The organism is Streptomyces sp. NBC_00203 (assembly GCF_045206325.1).
GTDB lineage: Bacteria > Actinomycetota > Actinomycetes > Streptomycetales > Streptomycetaceae > Streptomyces > Streptomyces lutosisoli.
Map to the genome: position 1 here is coordinate 3,607,600 of NZ_CP108126.1, position 14,284 is coordinate 3,621,883.

Here is a 14,284-nt window from a genome sequence, read left to right on the forward strand (position 1 = left end):
GGCAGCCTGCAGCTGCCCGGGCAGTCGCAGACGTACGCCAGCGCCGAACATGAGGCCAACGGGGATCTGTGCCTGATGCGCCTCGACACATCCGGGCGAATTCTGGGCGGGTTCGCGGTCTTCGGTAGCTACTGGCCATGCCGTCCGGCTCCCGATAGGCGAGGGAGCAGGCGGCCTTGGTCAGCTGCTGGTCGCCCACGCTCCCGCTGTTCCAGTCGACGCATCCAGGTCCCCGATCCGAGTAACCCGACCGCCGTGCGCCTGTGCAGCGGCTTCGCCTCCACCACCTCCGGCACGACTCACGGAGGAAGGCCGGCATCTCCTGCAGGAGCGTCCTGATCTGACACAAGAAGGCCCAGGCCAAGGACAAGAACGTCCCGGTCCGAAGCCGGACCAGGACGTTCTCGACGAGCGCAGCCTAGAACGGCTCGAAGTCGTCGAACTCCTGCTCCGCCTCGTCCCGCTCGGCCTGCTTGTCGCGGCGGCGCTGCGTAGCAGGCCGCGGCGCGTCGAAGCGGTGGTCCTCGCCGCGCCGGCCGAGCATCTCCGCACCGGCCATGGCGGTCGGCTCCCAGTCGAAGACGACCGCGTTCTCCTCGGGGCCGATGGCGACGCCGTCGCCCGAGCGGGCGCCCGCCTTCATCAGCTGCGCCTCGACGCCGAGGCGGTTGAGGCGGTCGGCGAGATAGCCGACGGCCTCGTCGTTGTTGAAGTCGGTCTGGCGGACCCAGCGCTCGGGCTTCTCGCCGCGCACGCGGAAGAGGCCGTCCTCCTCCTGGACCACGGTGAAGCCGGCGTCGTCGACCGCCTTCGGGCGGATGACGATGCGCGTCGCCTCCTCCTTGGGCTTGGCGGCGCGCGCCTGCCCGACCATCTCGGCGAGCGCGAAGGACAGCTCCTTGAGGCCCATGTGCGCGACCGCGGACACCTCGAAGACGCGGTAGCCACGCGCCTCCAGGTCCGGGCGGACCATCTCGGCCAGGTCCTTGCCGTCCGGCACGTCGATCTTGTTGAGGACGACGAGGCGCGGGCGGTTGCCGAGGCCGCCGTACTGCTTCAGCTCTTCCTCGATGATGTCGAGGTCGGTGACCGGGTCGCGCTCGGACTCCAGAGTCGCCGTGTCCAGGACATGCACGAGCACGCTGCACCGCTCGACGTGACGGAGGAATTCAAGGCCGAGGCCCTTGCCCTGGCTCGCGCCGGGGATCAGACCGGGCACGTCCGCGATCGTGTAGACCGTCTCACCGGCGGTCACCACACCCAGGTTCGGCACCAGCGTCGTGAACGGATAGTCCGCGATCTTCGGCCTGGCGGCCGACAGGACGGAGATGAGCGACGACTTGCCGGCGCTCGGGTAGCCCACCAGGGCGATGTCCGCGACCGTCTTCAGTTCCAGGACGATGTCCTGGAAGTCGCCTGGGACACCGAGCAGCGCGAAACCGGGGGCCTTGCGGCGGGCCGAGGCCAGCGCCGCGTTGCCGAGGCCGCCGCGGCCGCCCTGCGCGGCGACGTAGGACGTGCCGTGCCCGACGAGGTCCGCGAGCACGTTGCCGGCCTTGTCGAGCACGACCGTGCCGTCCGGGACCGGCAGGATCAGGTCCTGGCCGTCCTTGCCGGAGCGGTTGCCGCCCTCGCCGGGCTTGCCGTTGGTGGCGCTGCGGTGCGGCTTGTGGTGGTAGTCGAGCAGCGTGGTGATGGACTGGTCGACGACCAGCATCACGTCACCGCCACGGCCGCCGTTGCCGCCGTCCGGGCCGCCGAGCGGCTTGAACTTCTCCCGGTGTACGGAGGCACAGCCGTGGCCTCCGCTACCCGCGGCGACATGCAGCTCGACGCGGTCCACGAAGGTGGTCATTGGATGTGCCTCCAGTTACTTACGGAATGTCTTTTGCGCGCTGTGTCTATTAACAACACGCGAAAGGCGGACCCGCCTTCCCTGTCGGGAAGTGAGGTCCGCCTCGCGAAGAACTCTGTTCTACGGAGCCTGAGCCCTAAAGGGACTGGATCAGGCGACCGGAACGATGTTCACGACCTTGCGGCCACGGTGGGTACCGAACTCCACCGCACCGGCATCAAGGGCGAACAGCGTGTCGTCCTTGCCACGGCCGACGCCGTTGCCCGGGTGGAAGTGGGTGCCGCGCTGGCGGACCAGGATCTCACCGGCGTTGACGACCTGACCGCCGAAGCGCTTCACGCCGAGCCGCTGAGCATTGGAGTCGCGACCGTTCCGAGTGGACGATGCGCCCTTCTTGTGTGCCATCTCTCCTCAGTCCCTTACTTCGCAGCCGCGGGGATCTCAGTGACCTTGATCGCCGTGTACTGCTGGCGGTGGCCCTGACGACGGCGGTAGCCGGTCTTGTTCTTGTAGCGAAGGATGTCGATCTTGACGCCCTTGTGGTGGTCCACGACCTCGGCCTGGACCTTGATGCCGGCAAGGACCCACGGGTCGCTGGTCACGGCGTCGCCGTCGACAACGAGCAGGGTCGAGAGCTCGACCGTGTCGCCAACCTTGGCAGTGGAAATCTTGTCAACCTCAACGATGTCGCCGACAGCAACCTTGTGCTGGCGACCACCGCTGCGCACGATGGCGTACACGCGGATCTCTCTCTCGCTCGGAACGGAACCCCGCAGTCCAGCCGCCGACGCGCGAGCGGCCTCTACCGGAGCGCACGACGCGTGAAACGCGCCTGTTTCCGGGAGGAAGAGGTTTACGGGGATGCGGCGCATCAGTGGACACGCCGACGGCCAAGGTTACGAGACCCTCCCCACCGGGGTCAAACCGGGCCACCGTCTCACCGGGCGACCGCCGCGACGTAGTCGGCGTACGCCTCCTTGATCCGGGTCGGTGACAGGTCCAGGTGTTCCAGGACCGTGAAGCGGCCGGGCCGGGTTTCCGGGGCAAACTCCACGGCCCGGACGAACTCGTCGTCGCTGAACCCGATCTCCTCCGCCAGCACCGGCAGCCCGTGCCGATGGAGTGCGTCGGCCATCAGCCTGGACCCGTCATGATCGCCCCGCAGGTGCATGGCGAAGGCTGCGCCGAGCCCCACCTGCTCGCCGTGGCTCGCCGTGCGCTTGGGATACAGCAGATCGAGCGCGTGGCTGATCTCGTGGCAGGCCCCGGACGAAGGCCGGGTGTGCCCAGCGATCGACATGGCGATACCGGACAGCACCAGCCCCTCCGACAGCACGGTCAGGAACCCGTCGTCGCCACAGCCACCCGGGTGCCGCAGCACGGCCTCGCCCGCCTGCCGTGACATCGCAGCGGCGAGACCGTCGACCTTCTCACCGTTGACACGGTTGGCCAGCTCCCAGTCCGCGACCGCGGAGATGTTGGACACCACGTCGCCGATGCCGGAACGCACGAAGCGGACCGGGGCCTCGCGTATCACCGTGAGGTCGATGAGGAGCGCGATGGGTGTCGGCACGCCGTAAGAGCCACGGCCCGCGTCGTTGTCCAGGATGGACACGGGCGAGCAGATGCCGTCGTGAGAGAGGTTGGTGGCGACGGCGACCATAGGCAGGCCGATACGCGCCGCGGAATACTTCGCGCAGTCGATGACTTTGCCGCCGCCGAGCCCGACGACCGCGTCGTAACGGCCTGACTTCATCTCGTCGGCCAGCCGCACGGCGTCGTCTATGGTGCCGCCGCCGACCTCGTACCAGGTGGCGCCCGGCAGGGCCGGGGCAAGGCGCTCGCGCAGCTTGGCGCCGGAACCGGCGCTCACCGCGATGGCGATCTTCCCGGAGTGCGAGATCCGCTCGTCGAAGAGCACGGCCGCCAGGTCGTCCAGGGCACCCGGACGGATGTCGACGACGACCGGCGAGGGGATGAGCCTCGTCAGTACTGGCACGCGATCTCCCGTCCCTTGGCGAGGTCGTCGTGGTTGTCGATCTCGACCCACTTGACGTCACCGATCGGCGCTACGTCGATCTTGAAGCCGCGGTTGACCAGCTCCTGGTAGCCGTGCTCGTAGAACTGCTGCGGGTCGGCCTCCCACACCGTCTTCAGAGCGTCGGCCAGCTCCGCGGCGGCGTCGCCCTCGATGAGCGTGACACCGATGTACTCACCGGTGGCCTCGGACGGCTCCATCAGCTTGGTGATCTTCTGGACGCCCTTGTCGGGGTCCACGACGACCTTCATCTCCTCGTCGGCGAGCTTCTTCACCGTGTCGAGGGCGAGGATGATCTTCTTGCCGTCGCCGCGGGCGGCGAGCAGCGTGTGCTCGACGGAGACCGGGTGCACGGTGTCGCCGTTGGCGAGGATCACGCCGTCCTTGAGGGCGTCACGGCCGCACCACAGGGAGTAGGCGTTGTTCCACTCCTCGGCCTTGTCGTTGTCGATGAGGGTGATCTTGAGGCCGTACTTCTCCTCAAGGGCCGCCTTGCGGTCGTACACGGCTTCCTTGCGGTAGCCGACGATGATGCCGACCTCGGTCAGACCGATCTCCGCGAAGTTCCCCAGAGTCAGGTCGAGCACGGTCAGGCTGTCCGATCCGTCCTCCGTTCCCACGGGCACCAGCGCCTTGGGCAGGGTATCGGTGTAGGGGCGCAGACGCCGCCCGGCGCCGGCTGCCAACACGAGGCCTATCATCGCGATTCTCTCCTTGCTTCCGGACATTCCACCGAGGCTGCGCGGTGTCGTGCGCCCAACCTCACAGCTGTCCAAACGTGTCTGAACGAGCGCGGTCCATCGCACAGTGGCTCGGTCCCGCGGGAAACAGTGTGGTCCTGCCCGGAGGGGCAGGACCACCACCGCGTCAGCGACTGCTCCAGCCCTCGTCGGTCGAAGCCGTCACGGAGGAGAGCGTCTGCTCCGCCGCCGCGGTCTTCTTCGCCGTCGTCTTGGCGGCCGTCTTCTTCGCGGTCGCCTTCTTGGCCGTGGTCTTCTTGGCGACCGTCTTCTTGGCCGTGGCCGCGGTCTTCTTGGTGGCGGCCTTCTTCGCCGTCGCCTTCTTGGCCGTCTTGCGAGCGGCCGTCTTCTTGGCCGCGGCCGGAGCCTCGGTACCGGCCTCGGCCGCCACCTCGGTCTCCTCGGTCACCTCGGACGTCACAGCCGCCTCGGCGACCGGCTCCGCCGAGACCGACGGGACGACCACGACGGCCGCCTCCTCGGACGCGGTGGGCGCGGTGGCCTTGCGGACGGCGCGGCGACGCGGACGGGCCGGTGCGGCGCTCTCGGCGGGCGCCTCGACGACCTGCTCGGCAGCGGGCTCAGCCACAGGCTCGGGCGTCGGCTCGACGACCACGGGCGCCGCGACCGGCTCGGTGACCGTCACCACGGCCTCTTCCGCCGCCTTCGGGGAACCGGCCGGCGCCGACACCTTCCGGGTCGCACGACGGCGCGTACGGCCCTTGGGAGCGGCCTCGTCCTCCTGTACGGGGGCCGGGGCGGCCTCGGGCGCCTCGACGACCGGCGCCTCGGCCACCGGGGCCTCGGTCACCGGCGTCTCGACGACCGGGTCCGCGACCGCGACCGGCTCGGACTCGACGGCCTCGCCGGACGTGAGAGCCCGCTCGGTCCGCTCGGCCCGCTCCTCGCGGCGGCCCCGGGGAGCCCGCTCCTCGGCCTTCGGCGCACCCGCCGGAGCCGACGCACGCCGGGTCGCCCGGCGCCGCGAACGACCACGGGTGGCCGCGGCCTCCGCCTCGGCGGCGCTGCTGTAAAACTCCTCGTCCGGCTGGAACTCGGCCTCGACGAGCGCGACCGGCGCGGCGACCTCGGCGGCCACCTCGGCCTCGGTCTCGACCGTCTCCGGCTCCTCCGCGACCTCGTGCGTGAGCTCGTGCTCGTGCTCGTGGACCTGCTCGGCACCGCCACGGCCGCGCTTCTTGCGCTTGCCGCCGCCACCGACGGAGGTCGGCTGCTCCATGTGCACGATCACGCCACGGCCGTTGCAGTGGACGCAGGTCTCGGAGAAGGACTCCAGGAGGCCCTGTCCGACACGCTTGCGGGTCATCTGCACGAGGCCCAGCGAGGTCACCTCGGCCACCTGGTGCTTCGTACGGTCGCGTCCCAGGCACTCCAGGAGGCGCCGCAGCACCAGGTCCCGGTTGGACTCCAGGACCATGTCGATGAAGTCGATGACGACGATGCCGCCCAGGTCGCGCAGCCGCAGCTGGCGCACGATCTCCTCGGCCGCCTCCAGGTTGTTCCTGGTCACGGTCTCTTCGAGGTTGCCGCCCTGCCCGGTGAACTTGCCGGTGTTGACGTCGACCACGATCATGGCCTCGGTCTTGTCGATCACCAGCGAACCGCCGCTGGGCAGCCAGACCTTGCGGTCCAGCGCCTTCATCAGCTGCTCGTCGATCCGGTACGTCGCGAAGACGTCGACCTCGGAGGTCCACTTCGACAGGCGGTCGGTCAGGTCGGGCGCGACGTGGGCCACGTACCCGTGGATGGTCTCCCACGCCTCGTCGCCGCTGACGATGACCTTGGAGAAGTCCTCGTTGAAGATGTCGCGGACGACACGGACGGTCATGTCCGGCTCGCCGTAGAGCAGCGACGGCGCGTTCGAGCTGCCGCCGCTCTTCGCCTTCTTCTGGATGTCCTCCCACTGCGCCTGGAGTCGCTCGACGTCACGGCTCAGCTCGTCCTCGCTCGCACCCTCGGCGGCGGTGCGCACGATGACGCCCGCGTCCTCGGGGACGATCTTCTTGAGGATGGTCTTCAGACGCGCGCGCTCGGTGTCGGGCAGCTTGCGGCTGATGCCGGTCATCGAGCCCTCGGGCACGTAGACCAGGTAGCGGCCGGGGAGGGAGACCTGGCTGGTGAGGCGGGCGCCCTTGTGGCCGATCGGGTCCTTGGTGACCTGCACCAGGACCGACTGGCCGGACTTGAGGGCACTCTCGATGCGGCGCGGGCCGTTGGCCATGCCCAGCGCCTCGAAGTTGACCTCACCGGCGTAGAGCACCGCGTTGCGGCCCTTGCCGATGTCGATGAAGGCGGCCTCCATCGACGGCAGCACGTTCTGGACCTTGCCCAGGTAGACGTTGCCGACGTACGAGGTCGACTGCTCCTTGTTGACGTAGTGCTCGACGAGCACGTTGTCCTCAAGGACGCCGATCTGGGTGCGCTCGCCGCTCTGGCGGACGACCATCACCCGCTCGACGGCCTCACGGCGGGCCAGGAACTCGGCCTCGGTGATGATCGGAACGCGACGGCGGCCCTGCTCGCGCCCTTCACGGCGGCGCTGCTTCTTGGCCTCCAGGCGGGTCGAGCCCTTGATGGACTGCACCTCGTCGGACGGGTGCTCGTCCTTCTTGCCGCGGGGCTCGCGGACCTTGACGACCGTGCGCTCGGGGTCGTTCTCGCCGGGCTCGGTGTCGGTGCCGGTGTCACCGGCGCGACGGCGACGGCGACGGCGGCGACGGCTGCTGCTGGAGCCGCCCGACTCCTCGCGCTCGTCCTCCTCGGCGTCTTCCTCGGCCTGCTCGGCGGTGTCCTCGGCGTCCTGCGCGGCCTGCTCGGCGGCGTACTCGTCCTCGCCCGCCTCGCTGTCCGACTCGGCGGACTCACCACGGCGACGGCGACGGCCACCGCGACGGCGGCGACGACGGGAGCCCGCGGACTCCTCCTCCTCGTCACCCTCGGCGGCTTCGTCGGCGGCCTCGTCGGCCTCCTCCACCTCGTCGGTGGTCTCGGCGACGGTCACGGCCGCGGGCTCCTCCTCGACGGCCCGGCGACGACGGCGACGGCGTCCGCCCGTCTCCTCCTCGACGGCCACGGGAGCCGCGGGGGCCTCGACGACCTCCTCGGCCTCAGGAGCCTCGGCGGCTTCCTCGGCGGCCTCGGCGGCAGCCGCGGCGGCGGCCCGCTCGGGCGTCTGGAACATCGGCTCGGTGAACACGGGCGCCTGGAACACGGCGACGGCCGGGCGTGCGGGCCGCCGGGCGGACTCGGCTTCCTTCGGCGCGGGCGCGGAGAAGCCGACGGCGGCCTTGCGGGTGGCGCGACGACGGGTGGTACGGCGAGGAGCGGCGTCCTCGGCCGGCTCCTCGATCTCGGCGGCCTTGCTCTCGCTGGTCACGGGCGCCTCCACACGCTCGTCGACGGTGTCGCCCTCGGGCGCACCGGCGGGTGCGGAGACGCGCCGGGTGGCGCGACGACGGGTGGTACGGCGGGGAGTGGCGTCCTCGGATTCGGCGACGGCCGGCTCCGCCTCGGCGGGGGCGGTCACCTGCTTCTCGACGACCTCAGCGACCTCAGCGGTCTCGGCAGCCTCGGCCGTCTTGGGCGCACCGGTGGGCGCGGAGGCGCGCCGGGTCGCGCGACGGCGCGTACGGCCGGCGGGCGCGGCTTCCTCGGTGGCGGCAGCGGGGGTCACCTCGACCTCGGCCGCAACAGCGGGCACCACGGTCTCGGCAGCCTCGGCAGCCTCGGCCGCCTCGACGGTCTCCGGCGCACCGGCGGGCGCGGACACCCGACGCGTGGCACGACGGCGCGTACGACGCGGAGCGGCATCCTCGGGTTCGGCGGCGGGTGCCTCGGCGACGGCGGCCTCGGCCACCGCCTCTTCGGTCTCAGCGGCCTCTTCGGATTCGGTCTCGACGACCTCTTCCGCCGGTTCCTCCGGGAGGTCGGCGGACGCCACGGCCGGTATGGCCGGCGCGGTGGTCTCGGCCGCGGCTTCGGCCGCGCCTGTGGGCGGGCCGGCGGGTCGCGACGCCGCACGGCGGCGGCGCCGCGGCGGCAGGGTGTCGCTCGGGGTGTTGTTGGTTTCGGAACCCTCAGTGGGTTCGGTCGGCTCGAGCATGCGGGTGGATCTCCCGTCAGGCTCCCGGGCGCCGCGCCTGGTCCGGCAGTGCCGGTGACGTCCGCGGCTCGCGCGATGCGCGGTGCCGCCGTCCGGGGCGCGGGCGCCGCACGGGAGCTCTCTGTGTCCTGTCTCGCCGGTTCCGTACGCCATGTGTGCGTACGGCCTGGCGAAAGTCTTCTGGTCGGTGCGCTGCCCGACCCAGGTGGCTCCCGGATACGAGGGCGGCGCTACGACATCTGTCCTTACGCGGAACCTTCCGGCACCGGCGCCTTCGCGGCGGCAGATGCGGCGACCGCCTCTTCGTGAGAGGGCGGGACGGCCGTGACTGCCTCGCGGTCGGGCGCGAGCGGGTCGGTCACCGTGCCGGTCTCTTCATCGAACAGCCCCTGCGCCAGCCTGGTCACCGCTGCGGCGACCGGCGGCGCCAGGTCGGCCACGGCGCGAAGACCGGACAGGACGTCGTCGGGTCGTACGGCAGGCGTCACGTGCCGAACAACCAGCCGCAGTATCGCACAGGGCTGGTCGGTCGGCCTATCAGCCTGTGGACTGTCTGTCTCAAGGACTGTCCCCAGGACTGTCTCAAGGCTTACTACGGCGCTGCGGGCGTCGAACGTCCGCATGCCGTTCTTTGTCCTGCGCTGCACCTCGACGGTGTCGGCCGCCTTGAAGGCCTCGACCGCACGCTCCGCCTCCGCCGGGTCCACGCCGTCGAGGCGCAGCTCCCACACGGAAGCGGTGAGCCGGTCGGCGAGCCCGGAGGTCCGGGCCTCGACCGCCTCGATGATGTCGAGCCCGACAGGCATCGACTCGTCGAGGAGCTCACGCAGTTTGTCCGGGTCACGCGTCTCGGTGAGCGCGATCTCCAGGTATTCCGCCTCACTGCCCGTGCCGGTGGGTGCGGCATTGGCGTACGACACCTTCGGATGCGGCGTGAACCCCGCCGAGTACGCCATCGGCACCTCGGCACGGCGCAGCGCACGCTCGAAGGCGCGCTGGAAGTCACGGTGGCTGGTGAACCGGAGGCGGCCGCGCTTGGTGTAGCGCAGTCGGATGCGCTGCACCGCGGGTGCGGGCGGCGGGCCTTCGGGCTGTCGCTTGCCCAGTGTCGTTCAGTCCTTCGTGAGAGCGGTCGTACTGCTACCTAGAGTACGTGTCTCACCGGCTCCTGGTTCCCGCCGGGCCTTGCCCAAGGAGACCGGATCGGGCTCGCGCGGGGCGCCGAAGAGCATCCGCCGGAAGTCGGCGCGGGCCTGCCGGGCGGACTCGCGGGCGGCGGCCAGGGCCTGTCGTGTCGCCCGTCCCACGCTGCGCGCGGCCTGGGCGGCGGGCCGCAGGATCGTGTCGCGGACGAGGTGGCCGACGGGCGTCAGCACGGTCCGGTACACCCAGCGCACCGGCTCCACGAAGATCCACCGGAAGAGTCGCCCGAGGAACCGCCCGACGGCGAGCGAAATGTGTCCGGCGACCCGCCAGGCATGCCGCAGGGCCTCGCCGATCTCCCTGCCGATGACGGCGAGCACCCGTCCGACCGGTACGAGCACCCATCGCCACACGGCGAGCGCGGGCAGCACCAGCAGGACGCGCGCCGTCCAGTAGAGCGCGGCACCGATCCCGGTGAAGATCATCCGTATGAGCCACCCGACACCCCGCGCCAGCCAGGCGATGCCCCTGCCGACGGGCGCGAGGATCCACTCGTACAACCACAGGGCGGGGACGACGAGGAGGTACCGCACCAGCCAGGCAGCGGCGGTGTACATCCCGATCCCGACGGCCGCGAGCACCAGCCCGATCCCCTTGAACAGCCAGGCGATCGCATGCCCGACGGGCGTGAGCAGCCGCGCGTACACCCAGGCGAGCCCGGCCGCGATACCGCCGAACACCCAGGAGAGTCCGGCCCCGATCCCGCGCGCCACCCAGGTAAGGCCGGTCCAGATCCCGCGCGCCACCCAGGTGAGGCCCGTCCAGATCCCCTGGGCGACCCACGCGATGGCGTGACCGAGGGGGGTCAGGAACGTGTAGTACAGCCACACCGCGGGGATGACGAGCAGTACGTTCCCGAGCCACGCCAGCGCCCTGCCGACCGGCACGACGACGTACCGCCACAAGGCCACCCACGGCCAGACGAACACGGCCCACGCCACCCACGCGAGCGCCCGCCCCAGCGGCCGCAGCAGGGTGTCCCTCAGGAACCGTCCGCCGACGACCAGCGCGTCCCACACCATCCGCACCGGCACGACCAGCACGAGCACCACGATCCGCACGGGGATGCGGATCGCGACGGCCAGGCACCCCTCGGCCTGCGCCACGGGCCGCTCAGCAGGCGCCTTTTCCAGATCCATACCTACGTAGACGCGTCAGCCGCCGCCATGGATGCGGCCGGTGGGCACCCAGTACCGCAACTTCCCGCCCCGCTCGTCCTCGAACTCCCCACCGGCCGCCTCGATCACCTTGCGGGAGCCGATGTTGGTGGTGTCGCAGGTGACGAGCGCACGGCCAAGCCCAAGGGCACGGGCGTACGGCAGCACGTCCCGGAGCATCGCCGTGGCGTACCCCTTCCGCCGGGCGCTCGGCCGTACCCCGTATCCGATGTGCCCGCCGAGTTCGAGCAGCGAGGGCGTCAGCCGGTGCCGGATCTGGATGCGGCCCAGGTACGCGTCCCCGTCGACGTACCAGTACCAGGTGGCGGGCACGAAGCCCTCCGGGCGGCGCCCTTCCTCCAGCTCCTCCTCACGGACGGCGGCGACATACCGCGCGAAGCCCTCCGGCTCGTGCCAGGTGTCCCCGTACACGTCCAGTTCCCTTTCGAGGGCATCGCCGACGAACACACCCTCGGCGACGCTCTCCCGCACGGCGTCCAAAAAGGAGGCGCGGTGGCGGACATGAGGTGGCGTCAGCTGTGGCATCGGTCCAGTGTGCCGGGGCGCGAGAAGCCCCGGCCACGGAATTCCGCCGCGCCGCCCCCGGCCTACTTCTTGGCCGCCTTGGCCGCCCTGGCCGCCTTCGCGACAGGGGAGATCTTGGCGGCTTTGCCTGCCCGGGACGCCTTCGGTCTGCGCTGCCCGGTGGACGGCGAGGGGACGGTGGCGACTCGCTGGACCGAGAACCCACGGTTGATCTCGGTCTGGGCGCGGATGGGTTCGGGCAGGTCGGGCATGGCCAGCAGCCGGTCGCAGGACCGGATCGAGGAGGCGTAGTCGCCCACCCAGTACGCGGTGATCGAGAACTCGAAGAGCAGCCCCCAGCGGTACACCCAGCCCTTGGTGAAGAGCAGGTCCTCCGGCTCGGGCCTGTCCACGGCGGCGCCGAGAATCGCGTGGGCGGTGTGATAGCGGCCCTGGAGGCGCAGCCGTGAGGCCAGTTCGTAGCTGGCTTCGAGCCGCTGCGGACGGGACTCCCAGGCGCGGGAGAAGGCGTCCATCGCCCCGGGCCAGTCGCCGGTCCGCTCGGCCTTGAGGAGACCGGCCTCCAGCAGCGAGCAGTAGACCTCCTCGACCCAACCGCCCATCTCGGCACGGCGCTCGTACAGGGCGATGGCCTCTTCCGCGTGCCCGAGGTCGCGTTCGGTGTTGGCCAGATAGAAGACCGTGCGCGTGTTGGCGGGGTCGCGGGCGAGCTCGCCCCGCAGCAGGCGCGCGTCGCGCTCGAACTTGTCGCTGCGGCAGCCGCCGTCGGCGTGGTCCTCGATGACCAGCGCGTCCAGGTTCTCCTGGACGTCGGGCTCGTCGGTGCACGGGTACTCGTGGGTGACGCCTTCGTAGCGCCAGGCCCAGTCGCCCCGCATCAGGTGCTTGAAACGGTGCTGGGTGCCCGGGGTGTCGTAGCGGATCATGTACGACGTCGCCGTCAGCGGTGGCAACGGCGTGTCCTGGCGCATCACATGGTCGGCGTCGATGGTGAGCAGGAAGTCGGCCTTGCCGCGGGCGTGCCGGATGTTCTGGGTCCGGTTGTGCCCGAAGTCGACCCAGGGTTCCTCGTGGAGTTCGCCCGGGATGCCGTCGAGCGTCTTGCGGATCAGATCCTGTGTGCCGTCCGTCGAGCCGGTGTCGGAGATGACCCAGGTGTCGATCAGATGGCGAACGGAGCCGAGGCACCGTTCGATCACACGCGACTCGTTCTTGACGATCATGCAGAGGCAGATGGTCTGCTGCTTCACGGCCTCACCGGTTCCGGGGTGGTGGCTGCCTGTGGAGGGGTTGCCGCCAACGTGACATAAGCCGGATTCGGGGATTTTCGTCCACGCGGGGGGCGGGCCGTAAAAGCGCCCAATTAGCCGCACTCAAGTTCAAGAGTGAACCAAAGGACCGGAATACCACCATATGGAGATCTTTGTTGTACCGATTTGATGATATGCATGCACGTTCCGCCCGGGTATGCCGGTTGGTCCGGTGCACTCGGGTCAAGCTCGCGATCGGCTTCGGGGACCTCCCCCAACCCGTTCGAAGCAAGGAGCAGGTACATGAGTCCTGAGTACAGGACAGCCTCGCGGCTGGGGCCGCTGGCGCGAGAGAGATTCAAGAAGGCGGGCATGTTCGCCTCGATGACGCTGATCCTGGCGACCGGCGTGGTCAGCCCCGCCGCGGCGGCAGCGCGGAGCGTGACCGACCACGAGACGCTGACGATCGCCGCCGGCGGCGACAAGTGCAAGGAGCCCCACCACAAGCGCGAGCTGAGCGGACCCGCCGGCGGCCCCGACAAGAGCGACTGCAAGCGGGGTCCGACAGGCCCGACGGGCCCTCGGGGCCACAAGGGCGCGACGGGAGCCACTGGTCACAAGGGCGCGACGGGAGCCACCGGAGCCACGGGCCACAAGGGCGCGACGGGAGCCACAGGGGCCACCGGTCACACGGGCGCAACGGGAGCCACCGGGGCGACAGGGGCCACGGGCACCGGGGCCACCGGCGCGACAGGAGCCACGGGAGCCACCGGTCACACGGGCGCAACGGGAGCCACCGGAGCGACAGGGGCCACGGGCACCGGGGCCACCGGCGCGACAGGAGCCACGGGAGCCACCGGTCACACGGGCGCAACGGGAGCCACCGGCGCAACCGGGGCCACCGGCGCGACAGGAGCCACGGGCGCGACCGGAGCCACCGGTCCGTGCGCCGACATCGACGCCCAGCAGGACTCGAACAACTTCGAACTGCGGGTCGCGCTGACCGGCGGAAAGACCTACGCGGGCATCCGTGACCTCACGGGCAGCAATCCCCACCCCTTCCTGTGGACCGACCTCAGCACCCACCCCAGTTACCCGGCGGACAACGTCGTTGGTTTCGTCTGTGGAACTTCCATCAACGGACACAGCTCCAACAACGGGGAGCCCATCAAGTTCGACGTCATGACCACCACGGGCCAGGTCTGGGAGACCACCTGCGTAGCGCTCAACAACACCCAACCCGACGCCACCCTGAACTGCAACGACTCGATGGGCAATCCCAACCCCTGGCGCAAGGTGACTCTGCAACCATCCCCGGGCGTCATCAACGGCGGCACGTGACGGACACACCGCATCCGGCTCTCACCGCGCA

Annotated in this window: 11 protein-coding genes; 1 reads left to right on the forward strand and 10 read right to left on the reverse strand. The window is 70.3% G+C overall.

The annotated features are described in order from the left end of the window. Positions 1-418: 418 nt before the first annotated feature. The 10 genes from obgE to OG975_RS16345 all read right to left on the reverse strand — a co-directional run bounded on the left by obgE (position 419) and on the right by OG975_RS16345 (position 12,912). Positions 419-1,855, reverse strand: coding sequence for a GTPase ObgE (obgE, locus tag OG975_RS16300; protein WP_406329894.1), 1,437 nt, complete (start codon positions 1,853-1,855; stop codon positions 419-421). A gap of 150 nt (positions 1,856-2,005) precedes the next feature. Continuing rightward, complete coding sequence (gene rpmA, locus OG975_RS16305; protein ID WP_028802588.1) at positions 2,006-2,260, reverse strand: 50S ribosomal protein L27; 255 nt, start codon at positions 2,258-2,260, stop codon at positions 2,006-2,008. Between the two features lie 14 nt (positions 2,261-2,274). Next, a complete protein-coding gene (gene rplU, locus OG975_RS16310; RefSeq protein WP_007381993.1) occupies positions 2,275-2,595 on the reverse strand; it encodes a 50S ribosomal protein L21 in 321 nt (106 codons plus the stop codon). Positions 2,596-2,792: 197 nt separating this feature from the next. Next, on the reverse strand, positions 2,793-3,854 hold the full coding sequence (locus tag OG975_RS16315; RefSeq protein WP_406329895.1) for an iron-containing alcohol dehydrogenase family protein: 1,062 nt from the start codon (positions 3,852-3,854) through the stop codon (positions 2,793-2,795). Next, positions 3,842-4,594: a sugar phosphate nucleotidyltransferase gene (locus OG975_RS16320; RefSeq protein ID WP_406329896.1), complete on the reverse strand. Its 753-nt coding sequence runs from the start codon at positions 4,592-4,594 to the stop codon at positions 3,842-3,844. The genes OG975_RS16315 and OG975_RS16320 overlap by 13 nt, the downstream gene beginning before the upstream one ends. Before the next feature lie 166 nt (positions 4,595-4,760). Further along, complete coding sequence (locus OG975_RS16325; protein WP_406329897.1) at positions 4,761-8,756, reverse strand: Rne/Rng family ribonuclease; 3,996 nt, start codon at positions 8,754-8,756, stop codon at positions 4,761-4,763. A 245-nt stretch (positions 8,757-9,001) separates the two neighbouring features. Further along, positions 9,002-9,820, reverse strand: coding sequence for a TIGR03936 family radical SAM-associated protein (locus tag OG975_RS16330; RefSeq protein WP_406329898.1), 819 nt, complete (start codon positions 9,818-9,820; stop codon positions 9,002-9,004). A 48-nt stretch (positions 9,821-9,868) separates the two neighbouring features. Further along, a complete protein-coding gene (locus tag OG975_RS16335) occupies positions 9,869-11,098 on the reverse strand; it encodes a hypothetical protein (RefSeq protein ID WP_406329899.1) in 1,230 nt (409 codons plus the stop codon). A 15-nt stretch (positions 11,099-11,113) separates the two neighbouring features. Further along, entirely contained in the window at positions 11,114-11,662 is a 549-nt protein-coding gene (locus OG975_RS16340) for a GNAT family N-acetyltransferase (protein WP_406329900.1), read from the reverse strand. A gap of 62 nt (positions 11,663-11,724) precedes the next feature. Next, entirely contained in the window at positions 11,725-12,912 is a 1,188-nt protein-coding gene (locus OG975_RS16345) for a glycosyltransferase (RefSeq protein WP_406329901.1), read from the reverse strand. Positions 12,913-13,215: 303 nt separating this feature from the next. Here OG975_RS16345 and OG975_RS16350 point away from each other — a divergent pair, with 303 nt between their 5' ends. Beyond that, on the forward strand, positions 13,216-14,253 hold the full coding sequence (locus OG975_RS16350; RefSeq protein WP_406329902.1) for a hypothetical protein: 1,038 nt from the start codon (positions 13,216-13,218) through the stop codon (positions 14,251-14,253). Positions 14,254-14,284 lie beyond the last annotated feature (31 nt).

Bases quoted from the DNA above. Each gene is read 5' to 3' on its own strand.
- obgE (WP_406329894.1), bottom strand. From the start codon at position 1,855: ATGACCACCTTCGTGGACCGCGTCGAGCTGCATGTCGCCGCGGGTAGC.
- rpmA (WP_028802588.1), bottom strand. From the start codon at position 2,260: ATGGCACACAAGAAGGGCGCATCGTCCACTCGGAACGGTCGCGACTCC.
- OG975_RS16320 (WP_406329896.1), bottom strand. From the start codon at position 4,594: ATGATAGGCCTCGTGTTGGCAGCCGGCGCCGGGCGGCGTCTGCGCCCC.
- OG975_RS16325 (WP_406329897.1), bottom strand. From the start codon at position 8,756: ATGCTCGAGCCGACCGAACCCACTGAGGGTTCCGAAACCAACAACACC.
- OG975_RS16335 (WP_406329899.1), bottom strand. From the start codon at position 11,098: ATGGATCTGGAAAAGGCGCCTGCTGAGCGGCCCGTGGCGCAGGCCGAG.
- OG975_RS16340 (WP_406329900.1), bottom strand. From the start codon at position 11,662: ATGCCACAGCTGACGCCACCTCATGTCCGCCACCGCGCCTCCTTTTTG.
- OG975_RS16350 (WP_406329902.1), top strand. From the start codon at position 13,216: ATGAGTCCTGAGTACAGGACAGCCTCGCGGCTGGGGCCGCTGGCGCGA.